This window comes from Congregibacter sp., from assembly GCF_965660375.1.
In the GTDB taxonomy this organism is placed as follows: Bacteria; Pseudomonadota; Gammaproteobacteria; order Pseudomonadales; family Halieaceae; genus Congregibacter.
Window position 1 is genome coordinate 1 of the sequence record NZ_CBFHZO010000130.1, and the last position, 19,026, is coordinate 19,026.

Annotated in this window: 14 protein-coding genes; 7 read left to right on the forward strand and 7 right to left on the reverse strand. The window is 57.2% G+C overall.

What is annotated here, in order from left to right; genetic code table 11:
- Positions 1-62: 62 nt before the first annotated feature.
- Positions 63-506 (reverse strand): RrF2 family transcriptional regulator, encoded by a 444-nt coding sequence (locus ACTG3T_RS13745; RefSeq protein ID WP_439102856.1) that lies wholly within the window; start codon positions 504-506, stop codon positions 63-65.
- 114 nt (positions 507-620) lie between these two features.
- On the opposite strand from ACTG3T_RS13745, the gene ACTG3T_RS13750 reads away from it, so the two are divergent.
- Positions 621-1,211 (forward strand): Tll0287-like domain-containing protein, encoded by a 591-nt coding sequence (locus tag ACTG3T_RS13750; protein ID WP_439102857.1) that lies wholly within the window; start codon positions 621-623, stop codon positions 1,209-1,211.
- Positions 1,212-1,228: 17 nt separating this feature from the next.
- Complete coding sequence (locus ACTG3T_RS13755; protein WP_439102858.1) at positions 1,229-2,227, forward strand: cytochrome-c peroxidase; 999 nt, start codon at positions 1,229-1,231, stop codon at positions 2,225-2,227.
- 404 nt (positions 2,228-2,631) lie between these two features.
- Here the strand turns inward: ACTG3T_RS13755 and ACTG3T_RS13760 are convergent, their stop codons facing one another.
- Positions 2,632-3,405, reverse strand: coding sequence for an amidohydrolase (locus tag ACTG3T_RS13760; protein ID WP_439102859.1), 774 nt, complete (start codon positions 3,403-3,405; stop codon positions 2,632-2,634).
- Complete coding sequence (locus tag ACTG3T_RS13765) at positions 3,393-4,538, reverse strand: methionine aminotransferase (RefSeq protein WP_439102860.1); 1,146 nt, start codon at positions 4,536-4,538, stop codon at positions 3,393-3,395. Before ACTG3T_RS13765 ends, ACTG3T_RS13760 begins: the two co-directional genes overlap by 13 nt.
- Before the next feature lie 144 nt (positions 4,539-4,682).
- Between ACTG3T_RS13765 and ACTG3T_RS13770 the strand changes: the two genes are divergently transcribed.
- A complete protein-coding gene (locus ACTG3T_RS13770; RefSeq protein ID WP_439102861.1) occupies positions 4,683-6,083 on the forward strand; it encodes an FAD-binding oxidoreductase in 1,401 nt (466 codons plus the stop codon).
- A 160-nt stretch (positions 6,084-6,243) separates the two neighbouring features.
- On the opposite strand, the gene ACTG3T_RS13775 is transcribed toward ACTG3T_RS13770, so the two are convergent.
- Both ACTG3T_RS13775 and ACTG3T_RS13780 read right to left on the reverse strand, forming a co-directional pair.
- Positions 6,244-7,845: a phytoene desaturase family protein gene (locus ACTG3T_RS13775; protein WP_439102862.1), complete on the reverse strand. Its 1,602-nt coding sequence runs from the start codon at positions 7,843-7,845 to the stop codon at positions 6,244-6,246.
- A gap of 18 nt (positions 7,846-7,863) precedes the next feature.
- Entirely contained in the window at positions 7,864-9,873 is a 2,010-nt protein-coding gene (locus tag ACTG3T_RS13780; RefSeq protein WP_439102863.1) for an alpha/beta hydrolase family protein, read from the reverse strand.
- Between the two features lie 263 nt (positions 9,874-10,136).
- On the opposite strand from ACTG3T_RS13780, the gene ACTG3T_RS13785 reads away from it, so the two are divergent.
- The 4 genes from ACTG3T_RS13785 (at position 10,137) to ACTG3T_RS13800 (ending at position 13,973) form a co-directional block, all read left to right on the forward strand.
- On the forward strand, positions 10,137-10,916 hold the full coding sequence (locus ACTG3T_RS13785) for a crotonase/enoyl-CoA hydratase family protein (protein WP_439102864.1): 780 nt from the start codon (positions 10,137-10,139) through the stop codon (positions 10,914-10,916).
- Between the two features lie 81 nt (positions 10,917-10,997).
- The gene (locus ACTG3T_RS13790) at positions 10,998-11,888 is read left to right on the forward strand and encodes an alpha/beta fold hydrolase (RefSeq protein WP_439102865.1); all 891 of its coding nucleotides are present in this window, start codon (positions 10,998-11,000) and stop codon (positions 11,886-11,888) included.
- A gap of 8 nt (positions 11,889-11,896) precedes the next feature.
- Positions 11,897-12,910: a DUF1611 domain-containing protein gene (locus ACTG3T_RS13795; protein ID WP_439102866.1), complete on the forward strand. Its 1,014-nt coding sequence runs from the start codon at positions 11,897-11,899 to the stop codon at positions 12,908-12,910.
- A gap of 85 nt (positions 12,911-12,995) precedes the next feature.
- A complete protein-coding gene (locus ACTG3T_RS13800) occupies positions 12,996-13,973 on the forward strand; it encodes a dipeptide epimerase (RefSeq protein WP_439102867.1) in 978 nt (325 codons plus the stop codon).
- Between the two features lie 24 nt (positions 13,974-13,997).
- Here ACTG3T_RS13800 and ACTG3T_RS13805 read toward each other — a convergent pair whose 3' ends face one another.
- Entirely contained in the window at positions 13,998-15,554 is a 1,557-nt protein-coding gene (locus ACTG3T_RS13805; protein WP_439102868.1) for a M20/M25/M40 family metallo-hydrolase, read from the reverse strand.
- 351 nt (positions 15,555-15,905) lie between these two features.
- Positions 15,906-18,941 carry a WD40/YVTN/BNR-like repeat-containing protein gene (locus ACTG3T_RS13810; protein ID WP_439102869.1) on the reverse strand — a complete coding sequence of 1,012 codons (3,036 nt, stop codon included), beginning with the start codon at positions 18,939-18,941 and terminating at the stop codon, positions 15,906-15,908.
- Between the last annotated feature and the right edge of the window lie 85 nt (positions 18,942-19,026).

A 19,026-nucleotide genomic window follows, 5' to 3' on the forward strand; every position in this document is an offset into this window, starting at 1 on the left:
AGAGTAAGTCATCACGGCCGTCATTACTGTCGATTGGCAAAAAAGAACGGTAACGTCGCTAGCTAAGCCAGCTCCAAGAGCGGCAGTTTGGCTCTGAGCTGCTTACCAGTACCAACAAGTTCTGCGAGCGTAACGGCGTCGAGCTCCCGGTAAAACGCGTCCAACCCCCGTCGGAATATGCCGGTGAGCTTACAGGTCCCCGCAATAGGGCAAGTATTGGTCGTCGGATCGAAACACTCGACGAACTCGCTGCTGTCCTCCAGCTCGCGAATAACCTCACCGATATTGATCCTCTCCGCTGCCATGCCCAGCTGGACACCTCCACTGCGACCACGCACCGTTGACAAATAGCCTAACTGTCCCAGCTGCCTGGCCGCTTTTAGGAGATGCGCTTTAGAGATACCAAATGCAAAAGCGACATCCTGTATTCGTACAAGCTGTCCGGGATGCGAAGCGCAGTAAATGAGAATCCGCACGGAATAGTTTGTATAAGCGGTAAGTCGCATAAAGCATCAGCCTTTGATTTTGTCCCAACGATTAAAAGTACGATATTAGATATTGCTTTTAACATCAAGGTGATAAATACTATATTAAATACTACTTTAAAGGAGCTAATTGAGGTGAAGATTTTACCTGCTTACCGAGCCCCCCTGGCCTGCATTTTCACCGTGGTGTTTGCCCTGGGCGCGGGCAACACCGGGGCGCAAAACACTGACCAAAGTGTTAGCTACATCGAACAAGGACGGGAAATCGCGCTCCTTGCGAAGAAAGAGTTAGGCGGACAGCTACAGCAGGCCATGGGCAGGGGCGGCCCCGTCGCCGCCGTGGAGTTTTGCAACGAGAAGGCGCTGCCAATTACGAGCGCTGTGTCTGCTAAAGCCGGCGCTTCAGTATCTCGCGTAAGTGATCGGCCACGTAATCCGGCTAACACAGCGAATGACCTAGAGCTTGCTTACATCGCCGACGCAAAGGCGAATCTTGCGCAAGGGCTGCCCGTAAAACCTGTGGTCCGAGACACCGACGGCAAACAGGTGGGTTTTTATCCCATCGTTACAGGCGGTGTCTGCCTGCAATGCCACGGGGATGAGAATACGCAAATTTCTACAGAGACTCTGTCAGTGATTGATGCGCTTTATCCCGATGATAAGGCGACGGGTTATGGGCTCAATGAGCTGCGCGGGATTTTTGTCGTCAGCATGCAAAACAGATAGATAGGGGAGAAGAAGCTATGCAACTACTCAATGCAACAGCGACCTTGGGACTAGGCCTCGCACTGTGCTCATCAACAATGGCTTTTGCAGCGGAGCCCATCACCCCCATAGAGGCACCCACTGATGTCGACGCCGCCAAGGCAGAAATCGGCAAGCAGCTCTTTTTTGATCCACGCCTCTCAAAGTCCGGCTTTCTTTCCTGTAATTCCTGTCACAACTTAAGCATGGGTGGGGCTGACAACCTCCCTTCTTCCGTAGGTCACGCCTGGCATCAGGGCCCTATCAATTCACCCACAGTGCTTAACTCCGCCTACAACCTGGCACAATTTTGGGATGGTCGCGCGGCCGATCTGCAGGAGCAGGCGGCGGGCCCCATCGCCAACCCCGGAGAAATGGCCCAGCCGCACAACGTCGCATTGGAGGTGATCGCCTCCATACCTGGATATGTCGAAAGCTTTAGCAACAGCTATGGCGATGATCGTATTGATCTGGAGCGGGTAACCGAAGTCATCGCGGAGTTCGAACGAACCCTTGTGACTCCCAACTCCCGCTTCGATCAATGGCTGACCGGCAACAAGCAAGCTATCACGGAAGAAGAGCTGGAGGGGTATCAGCTGTTCAAAGGAAATGGCTGTGCAGGCTGTCACAATGGACCCGCGGTCGGCGCAACCCTTTATCAGAAAATGGGCCTTGTGAAGGCCTATGAAACCGACAACCCCGCGCTGGGACGATATGCGGTGACCGGTCGGGACTCGGATCGTATGGTTTTCAAAGTACCGACTCTACGGAACATCGAGCTCACGTACCCGTATTTCCATGATGGCAAGGTCAGTACTCTGGAGGAAGCCGTGCAAATCATGGGCGAAATACAGCTGGGACGGCGATTCAGTGAATCAGACACCGCAAAGATTGTCGCGTTTCTCAAAACCTTGACGGGTGAGCAGCCAGACTTTGCCCTTCCACAGCTGCCGCCATCTACGCCCGCGACACCCCACCCCCAACCATTTGGGCCCTGACGGACCTATCGAACCCGGGCTCTGTGACGCCCATCACATTCCAGAATTAACTGGAGCAGGAATGTGATGGGTTTCGCGCTTTCTTCCCAATGTGGGTGTGCGGGCAGGCGTCAAGCGCTAATTTCGACTCATGGACATTTTAACGCTTCTCGATTTACCCGTTCGGCGCAACCCACCGCCGCCGCCCCGCGTGTTTGGGGAAAAATATTCCCAATGCCTAGAAACCTGCGACCTGGTGCCCTACTGCTCGCACCTGGGAGATCCCTCATGTCATCTCCTTCAAGACAACCCCAAAACCGAAGCGCAGTCGAAATAAGCGCCGGCATTTCGAGCTGCTTGCGAGACCAGATGTGCGCGCACCGGCAATGGATTGCACCGGCAACCCCAGCCAATGCGAGCCCCGATCAAAGCTCCAGCGTGAAACGGTCAGCATCCAGAGGCGTGGGAAAAGTAGCGCGATAATCCTTTAGCGCCTCTCCACTAAAGCACACCGTTTCCACGTCAGCTCGCGACTCCAGATCAGCCAGCGCTGTCCCATGCTGATCAAAAGCCAAACTGTCTCCGCTGTATTCCAGGCCATTGCCGTCAACCCCGACCCTATTGACGCCCACGACGCAGGCAAGGTTCTCGATAGCTCGCGCTTTAAGTAGCGCCCGCCAGTGATGGGATCGGGGTGAGGGCCAGTTCGCTACGAAAAACAGCAAGTCGTAATCGTCGCGATTTCGGCTGAACACAGGAAACCGCAGGTCGTAACAAATTTCGGGTTTTATGCGCCAACCGCGCCACTCCAGCACAAGGCGCTGATCCCCCGCTGCATAATGATTGTGCTCTCCCGCCATACGAAACAAGTGGCGTTTGTCATAGGTCTCTACACGTTCCGGCGTGACAAACAGGAGTCGGTTGTAAACACGTCCGTCTTCCCGGGTGGCTACACTTCCCGCGATAGCACAATCATAGATACGCGCCTGGGACTGCAACCAGTCCTGGGACACGCCGCCTGCCTCTTCCGCATTCCCCTCGGCGTTCATAGAAAAACCGGTGGTGAACATCTCTGGCAGAAGTATCAGATCGGTTTCCGGCTGCGCCTCAAGGAACACCTGGGTGAAGTGTTCATGATTGGCTATGGGGTCTTCCCAGACTAAAGCCTGCTGCACAAGGGTTACTTTCAAATCGCGCATAAACGCTCCGCTGCTTCCAAAAGAATGTCGTCAGACTTTGCAAAGCAAAAACGCAGGACCTTTTGCTCTGGCGATTTTTCATAGAAAACCGATACGGGTATAGAGGCTACTCCAATTTCCCGCGTCCAGCGTTCGCTTAAATCAGTGTCTGACTCGTTGCTGATTTCCGTATAATCAAGGAGCTGAAAGTAACTGCCGGCGGTGGGTGTCCAGGAAAACCGGGATTTGGACAAGGCTGAGAGAAACAGATCTCTGCGTCGCTGGTAGTCGACGGCAAGGCCTGCGGGATACTGCGGATCGGATTCAAAAAAATCCGCCAAGGCATGCTGCACCGGCGTCACCGCAACAAACGCGACGTACTGATGTACTTTTCTCAGCTCCCGGGTTAACGCCGGCGGTGCAACGCAATAGCCGGTTTTCCACCCAGTCACACTCAGGGTTTTTCCAAAAGAAAAGTGCGCAAAACTGCGTGCTCTCAACACAGGGTGTTGGAGCACGCTCTGGTGCTGCCTCCCGTCGTACACCAGATGTTCATAGACCTCGTCACTGCAGACAAAAAAATCGTGCTTCTCGGCCAGCAGCGCCAGCACATCGAGATCCGCCCTGCTGACAACGCTGCCACAGGGGTTATGGGGGCTGTTTAACATAAACAGCTTGGTTTTCGGGCTGATTGCCTCCTCAACTCTGTCCCAGTCAATGGCGTAGCTTCCCGCCATCAACGGCACGTGCACTGCCCGTCCCCCGGCAAGGGTTATCGCCGGCTCGTAGCTGTCGTAAACAGGGTCCAGCACAATGACTTCATCACCTGCCTCCACGATGGCAGTGATCGCACAAAAAATGCCCTCTGTTGCTCCGGGCACCACGGTGATCTCAGCTTCGGGATCTACCGCCACCTCTCGATGCAGGGCCAACTGCACCGCAATCGCTTCGCGAAGCCGTGGTAGCCCCGCCATGGGCGCATACTGGTTATGGCCCTGCAGAGCGTGCTCCCCCAGAGCCCGCGCAAGTCCCTCCGGCGGGGCAAAATCCGGGAAGCCCTGAGAAAGGTTCAGCGCATTATGGCTATGCGCGAGACCTGACATCCGGGTAAAAATGGTCGTGCCCACTCGGGGCAATTTACTCTTCAATGGCATATTCATAGTGCTTGTAAAGTGGACCTGGGCTAAAACGCATGAACGACTAATAGTAGACTGTTTTCAGTTTGGCATGACCAGGAGTAAGGACCAAGCCAGAAGGCGTGAGTTTTCATTGCGAGCTGCGATGCTAGGGGAATTAAGATGAAACTGCTGGAAGAACTTCAGGTATTACTGGGCGATGGTGGATTACTCACCGGAGACGATGTGAGCAGCCGCGCAGCAGGTGTCTGGCGTGGCGATTCTCTTTGTGCCATGGCGATCGCCCGACCGCGAAATGCCCTTGAGACCTCAAAGACCCTAGCCCTTTGCAGCGAGCACAATGTACCCGTGGTGACACAAGGTGGGCTTACAGGGCTCGTGCACGGTGCCGACGCGACGCCCAAGCAGCTGATCCTTTCTCTCGAAAGGATGCGCAGGATTGAATCCATTGACCCGATTCAGCGCACGGCCACGGTGGAAGCAGGGGTCACCCTCCAGGCGCTGCAGGAGGCGGCAGAGGAGCATCAGTTGGCTTTCCCTCTGGACCTGGGCGCACGAGGTACTGCAACGGTGGGCGGCAATGCCGCCACCAACGCCGGCGGCAATCGCGTCATTCGCTACGGCATGATGCGGGATATGGTGCTTGGCGTTGAGGCCGTGCTCGCCGACGGCACGGTAGTCTCTTCCATGAACCACCTCATCAAGAACAACGCGGGTTATGACCTGAAACAGCTGTTCCTTGGATCTGAGGGTACGCTAGGCGTTATCACCCGTCTGGTGCTGCGATTGCGTGAGGCGCCCAGCTCACAGAACGTCGCCTTTGTGGCCTTTAGTGATTTTCAGTCGGTACCCGGAATGCTAAAACGCGTTGACCGGGACTTGGGAGGCGCGCTCTCAGCCTATGAGGTGCTCTGGAAGGACTTTTACCGTCTGGTGACAGAAGCGCCCGCAAGTAACCAGCCACCGCTGGCCGCGGATTACCCCTATTACGCGCTCATCGAGGCACAGGGCAATAACGACGCCGTCGACAAACAGCGCTTCGAGCAGGTGCTCGAGGGGGCGCTGGAAGACGGTGACATCGTGGACGCTGTTATTGCGCAATCCTCCACAGAGCGACAAAAACTCTGGTCCATCCGCGATGACGTTGAGCAAACATTCCGTTATGGCCCTCCGGTAGTGTTTGATGTGTCTCTACCCATTGCTGCGATGGAGGACTACACCGCTGGAATCACCGCCGCGCTGGATCAGCAACTGGACAACGCGATCTGCTGGATATTCGGCCACCTTGGAGACGGCAATCTCCATATCATTGTTCAAACCGGTGCCGGTGATGCACCGAAGCATCGGAAAACCATAGAGCAAACCATTTATGGCCCTCTGGAGGACATTGGCGGCTCTGTATCGGCGGAGCATGGTATTGGCTTTGAGAAAAAGCCCTATCTCCATTTGTCCCGCTCAGCTACAGAAATCAGCCTCATGCAAAGCCTCAAGGCCGCTTTGGATCCCCGGGGTATCTTGAATCCCGGAAAGATTATTGATCTGCCGGGAAGCGCCCGAGGGTGAACAGTCTCTGGGAGATCGTGACCCATGAACACCGGTCGACTTACAGCGGATCACAAGGTGCTCCCCAAAGGTCGTCGAAGGGATGACGCTGGCGAAAGCTCAGTACGAGCGTTAAACCCGCTTTTTTAGGGCGATAGTGCGGAGTACCCAAGCTGAATACTTAACCGCGCTTGAAGTCCTTGAGAATAACGCTCGCCGCATTTTTCCCGGGAAGGCCAGACACTCCGCCCCCGGGATGCGCCCCGGAGCCGCACAGATAAACGCCTTTCACAGGCATACGATGATCGGCGTAGCCGCCTACCGGTCGCAGCGAGAAGATCTGATTCAGCGACAGCTTACCGTGGAAGATATCCCCGCCAAGCATATTGAGCTTGCGCTCAATATCCAGAGGTGAATTGATCTGCCGTCCCACAATCGCATCGCGAAAGTTAGGTGCGTACTGCGCAACAACATCAATGATCTCGTCGGCAACCTGCTCCTTGACCTCGTCCCAATTCTGCTCATCAGGTAGATGACGGCGAAAATGCTGGCAGAAGAGACTCATCACATGCTGACCCGGGGGCGCGAGAGAATCATCCACCAGTGTGGGTATACACATGGAGATCACCGGCTTGGATGTCCAACCCCTGCTGCCTGCTTCATTGTAAGCATGGGTCATGTAATCAAGGGACGGACAAATGTCTATGGTGTTCTGCATGGCCATCAATCCCTGAACATCGTGATCGACGGTCTCAAAGCGCGGCAGCTCCGACAGCGCGACGTTCATGCGAAAGGTTGCAGACTCACTCTGATAACCCGCAATGCGTTGCTGAAAATGCTTTGGCGTATCCGACGGATCAATCAGCTGGCCAAAGAGCACCTGGGGGTGTGTATTAGAGGCAATTACCTTTGCCGAAAAGCGTCGACCGTCCTCCAGCGCAACGCCTTTGGCGCTTCCCGCCTCGACCTCTACCCGGGCAACCGCGGCATCCCGGAGAATCTCCACACCCAGGGACTGACAGTAGCTCGCCATCGCCTCGCTGATAGCGCCCATACCGCCGCGGGCATAGGACCAGGCACCAGTGCGTCCGTCGATGTCGCCGAAGACGTGGTGCAGCAGTACATAGGCCGTACCGGGCGTATAGGCGTCCGCGTAGTTCCCAATAATGCTTTCAAAACCGTAAAGTCCCTTCACGACGTCGCTTTCAAACCACCGGTCAAGAACATCGCCGATGGACATGGTCATTAACTCGCTGAGCTCGATCTGCCGCTGCGGGGAAAGGCGTCGAAAAGCATTGGCCTGTCGGACAAGACGCCACAGATCCGCCCACCCACCACCAAAATTCGGGGGAATCTCCCTGGCGATACCGCGCACCAGCTCGCCCATATCCTCCAGCATGTCCTCAAAGGCGGGAAAAACCTCGGCATCAGCCTTTGAAAAACGCGCAATCGCAGCTTGGGCTGCTTGCGTATCCCGCGGCAGATACAGATGATCGCCAGGAAGCAGGGACAGCGATCCGCCCGGGCGATGGATCAGTGTCAGTCCATGCTTTTCCAACTCAAGATCGTCCATCACCGAGCGATCCAGCAAACTCACCAGATAGGAAAACACCGAATTGCGGAAACCAGGGTGGAACTCTTCGGTGAGCGCCGCGCCGCCGACCACGCTGTGCCGCTCCAGCACCCGCACGGTGAGTCCGCTGCGCGCGAGATAAGCCGCGCAGCAAAGACCGTTATGACCACCGCCGATGACAATCGCGTCTGTGGTATCACCGGCAACCATTACCGCAAAACGACTCTGTCAGTTGAGGTTATCAATGGGAATTTCCGGCAGGTCATCCGCCGGGCTCAATCCCAGCACCTGGGCGTAAAAATACAGCTCCGCTTCACGAGCAGCGATCTGGTTCTCCGCTTTTCGGAAACCGTGGGACTCTCCCTCGAAGGCCACATAGGCCGTGGGCACGCCGCTTGTCTTCAGGGCCTCGTAGATCATCTCCGATTGATTGGGAGGCACAATGGGATCGTCGAGACCCTGCAATAGCAGTAGCGGTGCTTTAAAGCCGTCCAGGTGGTGAATGGGCGAGCGCTCCACATACAGATCCTTGCGCTCAGGATAAGGCCCCACCAGTTGGTCCAGATACCGCGACTCGAACTTATGGGTGTCCTTGGCCAGGGCCTCAATATCCGATACGCCGAAATAGGAAGCTCCAGCGGCAAAGGTGTCGTAAAAGGCGTGAACCGCCAGGGTTGTATAGCCGCCGGCGCTGCCACCGCGGATAATCAGACGTTCGGCATCCGCGAGGCCCTGCTCCGCCAGCCAGGCGGCACCGGCCGCGGCGTCTTCCACATCGGTGATGCCCCACTGTCCGTAAAGCGCACGGCGGTACTCACGACCAAAGCCGGTACTACCGCGATAGTTGAGATCCAGCACCGCAAATCCTCGGCTGGTCCAGTAATAATGCTCGGGGCGGTAGCTCACGCCCGCTACTGAGGTAGGACCGCCATGAACACTGACAATCAGCGGTGGCGCGGTTCCCTTAACAGCGGCCGCATCAGGGTTCTTGGGTGCAAAGTAAACTCCGTAGGCCTCACCACCGGAAGGCAAGGGAAAGGCGACCTGCTCGTATGCGGGAACCCAATCTACGTCCAACGCCGAATCGGACGAGCGACGGATAACATCGTTAACTGTACCTTCAAGACTCGCACGCACCAGCGCCGCAGGCTTGTCGGCAAAGCCCGCCGTGAAATACAGCTGCCCGTCATCGTAGACCAGGCTGCCGTAGCTGACGGCGCCGGTTTGAAGCTCGGTGGTGTTTCCCTCTCTATCAAGATGCACCAGCGTTTCAACGCTGCCTTTCCGCGCGACAAAAAGCATGCTGCTATCAGGCAGGAACCAGTAGTAGCGACCACCAATGCTCCAAGCGGGCCCGCCGATCTCCACCTTCTCCAGCCCCGTGTCGATAGCGGTAAAGGCGGACTCGTTTACGGTGTATGGCTTCCACCAGTTGTCGCGGTCTGAGAGAGCAACAAGCGTGTTGTTATCCCGCCACTGGGGATCGATCACTGACTCATCGCTCTGAGGATTGTGAATCTGAAGGCCCGTCAGCATGCCGGCCTCATCGAACGCGGCGCTGTGCAAGCTAGTGCTATCCCAGGGCATATTCGGGTGCATCCAGCTAGTGAATGCAATGCGCTTGCCGTCCGAAGACAGGCGGGGAGCGGAAACAAAATCCGTACCTGAAAACAACACGATCCCCTCGTTCTCCTCATCCGGAGACAGCGCTACCAGCGTGTTCACGGGTTCGCCCATGCCGCGATGATCTTCGCGGATGCACAGGAGGCGGCTGCGCTGAATATCAAAGCTGCAACCGGCATAACGCAGATCAGCCTCGGGAGTGATGGCGACGGGGGTCTCGCCGGCGGTGAAACGATACACACGCTGATCGGCAAAATTGCTGAACCAAAGCACGCCCCCATGGATCACCAGGCTGCTGCCCCCGTATTCCTGCACACGGGTACGCACATTGAAAGCTTCGTCCAATATCTCCTCGGGGGACGAGTCCGGCTGCCAACGCATAATGGTATTGCGCCCACCCTGCTCCGGGCGGGACTCCACCCAGTAAAAATATTCGCCATCCTTACTGAGACCGCCGATACCGCGGCTCCCCTCCACCAGTGACGCTGCGGTGATGATGGAAGGCCAGCTGCCATAGGGAAGCTCCTTGACTACCGTCTCCTGCCCGCTAACCGGAACCGCTCCAGACGAGCTACTACCCGATTGCTCGTCACCTGGTTGTTTACTACACGCCATTAGTAACCCCATGATAGACATCAGAAGAATTCTTGCGATCATCGCTTTTCACCCAAACTTATGAATTGTGCACGGGTTTCGCCCGCGCCGAGCGCCAGTGTTAGCTCCCTGCGGATTTTTTTCAAATCCGGCCGAATTCCGCCGAGGAATCGTTTAACCTTGGCGCAGTCCCATTGCTCGGTTTTTAACAGCAGGCTCGCACCTTAGCGAAATTGAAAATACAAGCACAATAGATAAGCACAACCTACAAGGAGAGCATCACCATGTCACAGGTGGACGTTACTACGGCCAATCACATCATGCATTTGCATCTTACCCGACCGGAGAAATACAACGCTCTGAGTCTCGAAATGTACGGCACTCTGGCCGAGGCTCTTCATCGTCTGGAGACGGACCCGGATTTACGCGTGGCGGTGATCTCTGCTGAGGGTCGCAACTTTACCGCGGGCGTTGAGCTCGACCAATGGGCACCTTACTTCGGCGGCGGCGAAGGCTGGCCCATTGGCGAGGGACGAATCGATCCCATGGGCGTTACCGGGCCTCAGCACAGCAAGCCGGTGGTTATCGCCGTGCAGGGCTACTGCTTTACCTGGGGCGTTGAAATGCTGCTGAATACCGAAATCCGTGTTGCCGCCAACGACACACAGTTTCAGATGCTGGAAGTGCAGCGGGGTTTGTTCCCCTGCGGCGGCGCTACCTTTCGCCTACCCCGGGAGATAGGCTGGGGTAACGCCCAGCGAGTCCTGCTCACCGGTGATCGCTGGAGTGCAGAAGAGGCCCTGCGCTGGGGCATGGTGCAGGAGCTTACCGAGCCCGGTGCACAGATCGATCGCGCCATGGAGCTCGCGACCTCTATAGCGGATGCCGCACCGCTGGGCGTGCAGGGACTGCTGTCAGCAAGCCGCTACTCGTTGGAGAATGACCGCGCTGCCTGTGCCAGGCAGATATTCGAGCAACTGGTGCCCATCATGAAAAGTGAAGATGCCGCCGAGGGCGTACAATCCTTCATGGAGCGGCGCAAAGCGCAATTCACCGGACGCTAAGGCGGCATCTGTCAAAGCGCCGTGCGTGTCCCGCAACAAGTAACGCTTATTTTTCGTGCAACTTAACAGGACCTCATTCCCTTGCCCAACGTCAGCGTGAGTAACATCAAGCTCGAATACGAAACCCACGGCAATCCCGAGAATCCCACGGTGCTCCTTATTATGGGGCTCGGCACACAGCTCACGGGGTGGCCTCCGGCTTTCTGCGAGTACCTGGTGGATCATGGGTACCATGTGCTGCGCTTTGATAATCGCGACATCGGGCTCTCGAGCCGTTTCGATCACGAGCGGATGCCCAATATTCCGGGGCTCGTCCTTTTGAAAACCCTCAAAATCCCCGCTCCCGCGCCCTATACCCTGGAAGACATGGCCGCCGACGCCATCGGACTTCTGGACGCGCTGAAGATCGACAAGGCCCATGTGGTGGGCGCCTCCATGGGGGGAATGATTGCGCAACTGATCGCGGCGCATTATCCCGGGCGCACCCTAAGCCTCACATCCATCATGTCGACCACAGGACATCGTTCCCTCCCGCGGGCAGATCGCGATGCGACCAAAGCGTTGCTCCTGAAGCCGGATAACCCCGATGACCCCGCTTCAATCATCGAGCGCAATGTTCGCGTTCGAAAAGCATTGCAGAGTCGCACCCACCCCAAGGATGACGAAGAGATTCGCGAAACCGCCGCTGATGCCGTCAATCGCGGCGGTTACTATCCCGAGGGGGTGGCACGACAGCTTGCCGCAATTATCGTTGCCAAGGACCGGCGCAAGCTTCTCACCCGCATTGATGCCCCCTCACTGGTGATTCACGGCGAGGAGGACACGCTGGTGAAAGTGGAATGTGGCATCGACACCGCCAAACATCTTAACGACAGTGAGCTGCGCATATTGCCGGGCATGGCCCATGATCTACCAACGCCCCTGCTGCAGGAAATCGCAGACGGCATCCACAGCGTCGCGCAGCGCGCCTGAGCTCAGTGATGGACACACCCACCTTACAACTACGCACCCCCTATCTCGTTTTTGTGGGAGATGAGTCACGAACCACCTATGCCAAAACCGGCAAAGGCGTGGCCGACTGGCGCCCGGAGCTCTGCGCAGGGCAGTTGCGCCTAAGTGCGGACGCAGCGGATCTGGGCCTGTCGGATATGACAATAGCCGAAGCCAAACAAGCGGGCGTAGGCTCGCTGATCGTCGGCACTGCATTGGTTGGAGGAAGTGTTCCCGACAACTGGTTGACCACGCTCTGCGAAGCCGCTGCCTCCGGCATGGATATCGTCGCTGGACTGCATACGCGTCTGGACAGCATCGAGCGACTTCGCATAGCCGCCGATGCCGGAGGTAGCCGCCTTGTGGACATTCGCATACCGCCTCCCGGGATTCCCGTAGCAAGTGGCAAAAAGCGCAGCGGCAAACGCTTGCTTACCGTGGGCACGGACTGCGCACTGGGCAAAAAATACACGGCGCTGCAGCTGGAACGCGACATGCGTGCGCAAGGCATGGACGCCGATTTTCGCGCATCGGGACAAACCGGCATCATGATCGCAGGCAGCGGCGTCCCCATTGACTGCGTGGTCGCCGATTTTATTTCCGGCGCAGCGGAAGTGCTGTCGCCAGACAATGATCCCGATCATTGGGATGTCATCGAAGGTCAGGGCGGGATTTTTCATCCCGGCTATGCGGCGGTCAGTCATGGGTTGCTCATTGGTTCCCAGCCGGACGCCTTCGTGGTCTGTCACGCTGCGGGGCGCACACACATCGAAGGCTGGGAGGGTTACTCCCTGGCTACCATTGGCGAGGTTATCGAACGCACCGTCGCCATCGGTTCACTCACCAATCCGCAGATTCGTTGCATAGGCATCAGCGTCAATACCCTTTCCGTGCCCAGCGAAGAGCGCGATGAATACCTTGCAGAACTTTCGTCGAAGTACGATCTCCCCTGCGTCGACCCACTGGTGACTGGTACAGCAGCGATCACTCGCGAGTTAAGCTAGTTGGAAAGAGACGTTCTTTTCCAGCACAACGCCCCAACCATCAGGCATCCTCGCATTATGAATAACGTCTCATGAGAAACATCCTATGAAAATCAGCGTCGATATAGTGTCCTATCCCATGGAAGTGCCCTTCGCAATTACCGGGCATGTCTTTCACGACACAGACACGGTACGCGTCACCGTGGAGCACGACGGTGTTGTAGGACGCGGGGAATCGGTCGGTAGCTATTATCTCGACGAAACCGCTATGAGCATGAAGAATGACCTGCAGGCCATCGTTGGAAAGATCGATGGGAAGACCACCCCAGAGAGTCTGCAGGACCTCATGCCCCTCTGTGGCGCCCGCTGCGCGCTGGACTGCGCCCTCTGGGACTTGCGGGCCAAACGCGCAGGACAACGCATCTGGGACCTTCTCGACATCACCCCGAAGGAAGTCACCACGGTTTTCACTGTAGGTATGGCGGACATCGCCGTGATGGCCGAGCGCGCTGCCGCGGCTACACAGTTCCCGCAACTGAAAATCAAACTGAATGACGATCAGCCCATAGAGCGCCTGGAAGCCATTCGTGCCGCACGCCCCGATGCCACGCTGGTGATCGATGTCAATCAGGGGTGGAGCTTTGAGGCTCTCAAAGATTATTTACCCGCGTGCCAGACGCTGGGAATAGCAATGATCGAGCAACCCTTGCCCCGGGGCGAGGACGCTGCTCTGGAGGGCTTTAACTCACCCGTCCCCCTGGGGGCCGATGAGTCCTGCCTTGGACTTGACGAGTTTGAGCGGGCCGCTGAGCGTTACGACGTGCTCAACATCAAACTGGATAAATGCGGTGGTCTCACGGAAGGTTTGGCCCTGGTGCGCGCCGCGCAAAGCCGGGACATGCAGATCATGGTAGGCAATATGACGGGGACCTCCCTCTCCATGGCCCCCAGTTACGTGATCGCGCAGTTCTGCCAGTTTGTCGACATCGACGGCCCCCTGTTGCTGGCCCGCGATATCGAGAACGGTCTGGAGTACCGCAGTGGCGGTACCGTAGGACTCCCCAGTGCTGCACTCTGGGGCTAGTCACATACCGGCGGCAAAATCACCTCAGTCGTCAGAAAGCGCGTAGACAAAGTCCACATAGGCTTTCTCGATATCGGCAAGACCCGCGGCGCCCGTGTCCTCGGCCGGCTCAATGAGCATGATCTCGTTCGGTGAGTGTGCACCAGTACCAAAGCCCATACCCCAGGGCATCATGGGCAGTCCCAGTCGCTGGGTAAACTGATAGAACGGTGCGGAGCCGGCAATACGGGGATTCACCGCCGGGGTGCCCGCGTATTTTTTGGAGACGCCCAAAGCAGCCTGAACCAACGGCGCCTGAATTGACGTTTGCGCGGCGGGATAGCTGGACAGTCTGCGCATGACAATATCGCTGTAACCGTTGGCATCGAGATAGGCGCGGATCTTGTCCATGTGCTCATCGGGGTCGATACCCACGGGAAGACGCGAATCCATCTTCGCCGTTGCCACGTGGGGCAGAATCGTCTTCACGCCCTCTCCGGTGTAACCCGCATAGATGCCATCGATATTGAGCGTGGGGGTATAGGTGAGCTCCATGGCCAGCTGCTCAGGACCCGCATCGTCAACCCATCGCTCAATGGCAAAGGCCTCCTTTAATGCACTGGTGCGATCATTGTTCATAAGCGAGGCTGCGATCAGCGACTGCTCTTCTTCCGTGGGACCGCGAATACCGTCATAAAACCCCGGCACCCGGGAAGTATTACCGTCGGGGGACGTTAACAGCGACAGCGCCTGCACCAAACGCCATACCGGGGAATCCAAAGCGGCTTTGTAAGAGCCGTGAATCTCGGAGGTCACCGGACCACCCCAGCTGCCACCGCGGGCCTCCAGTTCCCAGTAGGCGATTCCTTTGACACCCAGAAAGAGATTCAGGTCTCCGGCCGGGGACTGCATATTGAACGGGAAAATTACCCCATCGGCCGTGCGCAGACGATCCTCATATTTATCCACAATCTGCGGATAGTGCGGAGAACCCAGTTCTTCCTCGCCCTCTGCGGTGATCATGAGATTGATCGGGAGATTACCCTCAACAGCAATGATTGATTCCAGCGCGTTCAGGAACGCTCTCTCGGGCCCCTTCTGATTAGTCGCGCCCCGCGCCATAAGCACCTTGCCCGTGAGGTGGTCTACAAGCTCCGCCGCAAATGGCGGTGACTCCCAGTCATCGGGATTAACCGGCTGCACGTCGTACATCATGTACACCATCAGGGTCTTGTCAGCGCCCGCATCGTAATAGCCCCAGACACCAGGATGCCCATCTGTGGGGACCAGCTCGGCTTCCTTAAAGCCCATGGCGCGAAAATCATCCACCAGCATCCGGGCCATGTCATCGATACCCACGTCCTGGGCACTAATGGATGGCTGGCGTAACCAGCGCTGAAGATTACCCAAATGCGCTGTCAGGTTATCGTCAATATGCTTGTAAATCGCAGCATGCTCATCCGCATAAGGTGTGATGGAGCTGTAATCGTAGGGGTAGCTCATATCGACAGAAAACTGAGGACGCCCTGAATCCTGGGCAGAAACCGACAGCGGCGCTGCCAGTATCAGGGCAAGTAAACCTGACTTGAACTTGGTGGTCATGGACTGATTCCTTATCGGTAAAGACGCGAGATCTAGCCACCTAGGTTACCCCGAGACTTAGCTGAATGCATCGATGTGACTTGGGCAAAAACCAGTTCAGCGAACGTCTCTCAATAAGTTCCGGCAAGCGTGTCCGAACAGCTCCACTCGCTGGAATGGGGGACGCTCACTCCGCTATTCGCACACGCTTGCCTGACGACCGTGCGATGGTTCTCCACTGCTCTAAAACAAAGCGCAGCCATTGAACATGGCACCAAGGGCTGCGGGGGCTGCTTACGAAGCGAGCGTCACCCACCCCAGCGAGTGGAGTGAGCAGCGCCCGCGGCCCGAAGCTAGACCAAGGTTACCCGTCTACCCTTCGAGGCCTTTCAACACCGCTTCGTATTCCGCCTGCAGCTCATCAAAGCGAGCGAGCGCCTCACCACCGGGTTCCTGATCGGCCCTATCGAGCATGCGCGACAGGTAGCTGATCTGGCTGATGAGTCGGGGCTGCATATAGGTGCCCTCTTCGGTCACCAGCAGACGGATGGCGTTTTCAACGGCGCTGCGCCGCGGAGAATCACCCGCGTCGAGAGACTCAAGCTCGCTCTCCAGACTGTGTGCCTTGCGCCGGGCCTTATCGAGCAAGTCGAGAACCTGGCGTTGGAGCGCAAGCTGGGCCTGCACGTCTTCCTCGGTGACACCCATTTCCAATACCCTGGGGTCCATCACAATGGAGAGAGGCTGAGTGACGGTCTTGTCACCGGCAGTGAGTGTGATCGTGTAATCGCCGGCCGCCGCGAGTGCACCACCGGTGAAACGGCGCTTTTCGTTGCTTCGCCAGGGCCCGCGGTAGCGCATATCCCAATGGAAGCGATTAAGGCCTTCATCCGCAGTCAGGCTGCTTTGCTTGATGTAACGAATCTCATTGAGCGCCATGTTGTCTACGCGCTCTCCTCGATCATCCTTATCCATCGCGTCCGTCGTGGTAAATGCGTTCACAGGCTCACCATCAGCAGTGGTAATTTCTACGAGGACAGTACCGTCGAAGCCCTCAGGGAGGTAGTAGTCGATGATCGCCGACGGCTCCCGGTATTGGGGTATCGCATCAGGATCTTTATCGCCGTAAGTTGGACGCTCGCGGTAACGCACGGTTTCTGCCGGCTCAAAGAGCACCACCGCATCACCCATATCTGGCATGGGGTCCTGTCTCAGTGCGGAGATATCATCGAGCACCCAGAAAGCACGGCCCATGGTAGAGACCACGAGATCATCCCGATGGACGCGGATATCGGTAACTGGTGTTACCGGTAGGTTCTGCTGGAAAGACTGCCAGCTGTCTCCATTGTCAAAGGAAACGAACAACCCGGAATCCGTACCTGCATAGAGCAGCCCCGGGCGCACGGGATCCTCGCGCACTACACGCACGGGATAATCTCTGGGAATACCGTTCTTGCCGTCGGTCATCAAGGTCCAGCGCTTACCGTAATCCGATGTGCGATAGGCGTAAGGCTTATCGTCACCGAGTTGGTAGCGAAGCACCGCAATGTAGGCCACCGCCGGATCGTGGCGGGAGGGCTCAACAGAATCCACCCGACCACCTTTTGGGAGACCCCGAGGGGTTACGTCGTCCCAGCTCTCTCCGCCGTCCCGCGTCACGTGTACGGGACCATCGTTGGAGCCGGTCCAGATCACTCCCGGTGCGATAGCGGATTCACGAATAGAGTACAGCGTGCTGTACACCTCTTCACCGGTCACATCCCGGGTAATCGGCGAGCCCGAGACCACCTGCTTATCAGCTTCGAATGCCGTGAGATCCGGAGAAATCGTTTCCCAGGTCACGCCGTTGTCACTGGTCCGGTGGAGATACTGCGAGCCGTGATACACCACGTTGGGGTCGTGGGGCGATACCGCGATGGGCGCTACCCGCTGGAAGCGGTACTTGAGGTCCCTGGGATTCTGGCCGTACATGTTCGTTGCACCCACGTAGTAGCTACGCTCGGTGCCGGTGTTTTTGTTAAAGGTCGAGAAACGCCCTTTACAGTTGGCGTATACCGTTGTGTGATCACCCGGTTTCGGGATAGCGGGTCCGGTCTCACAACCGCCCGCCTCGATGAGCCAGGCATTGACGTTCTGCACACTGTATGGCGCCCGGCTGGGCACGGCGATGGCAGTGCCGTTGTCCTGCTGGCCCGCGTAGAGCCAGTACGGGTACTGATCATCCACATCCACGGTATAAAGCTCGGTGGTCGCTTGGTTGAACTGGCTGGACCAGGTCAGGCCACCATTGTGAGTGACGTTTGCGCCACCATCATTCGCCTGAATAAACAACTGCGGGTCATTGGGGTTGATCCACATATCGTGATTATCCCCATGGGGTGGATCGAGTTCCTCCCAGCTCACGCCGCCATCAACGGATTTGAAGTAGTCCGTGGCCAGCACGTAAACCACATTGGCGTCTGTGGGGTCGGCTTCCACGTTCCCGTAATAGAAGGGTCGGATGCGGAGTCCTTTCTTGGCGGATACCTGGGTGAAAGTTTCGCCCTGGTCGTCGCTGCGGTAAAGACCGCCCTCCTCGCCCGGTGCCTCCACCAGTGCGTAAACAACGCTGCTGTCCGAGGCCGATATCGCAATATCGATCTTGCCGATAAGACCCGTGGGAAGTCCCTCGGTAATGCGTCGCCAGTTATCGCCACCATCGACGGATTTAAACAGCCCACCCTCTTCCTGAGTGCCTCCGCTGATAATCGTCCAGGGCTGACGCCGCGCCTTCCAGGCCGCAGCAAATACCACTTCCGGATTGTTGGGCAGGAGCTCCACATCCGCGATACCCACTGCGTCAGAAATCTTGAGGACCTGGGACCAGCTCACGCCACCATCCTCTGTTTTATAAAGACCGCGCTCGGGATTGTCGGCAAAGGCGGAGCCGATCGCTGCCACCCACACCGTGTTGTTGTCCGTGGGATCAATCTCCACCGCCCCGATGTGACCGCTGTTTTCCAGCCCGATGTGCGTCCAGCTGTCTCCACCATTGATCGATTTGTAGACGCCCTTACCGGGGATAACGTTGGATCTCAAACCATCGGACCCCGTACCCACATAGAGAAGGTTTGTATCAGACTGAGAAGCCGCGATATCGCCAATGGACGGCGATGCAAAGTAGCCGTCGGAGATATTGTTCCAGGTGGTTCCGAAGTCGCTGGTTTTCCAAACTCCGCCGCCAGAGGCGCCGAGATAAAAGGTGCCCGGTGCCTGCACCGTACCGGCTACCGCCGTTACGCGCCCACCGCGGGTGGGACCAACGTTACGATATTCAAGGGCATCAAAGTTCTGCGCGAAGCCCGCTTCGCTTTGCAGCAGTACAGACAGGGATAGTGTGACTAGGAGGGGTAGAGACTTTCTGCTCACAGTTAAGCTCCGGTAGTTAGCGAGCCACGAACACTACCACCGGACGGGGGTTGTCACAATTAGGCGCGGGCTGTGTCGGGAAAAT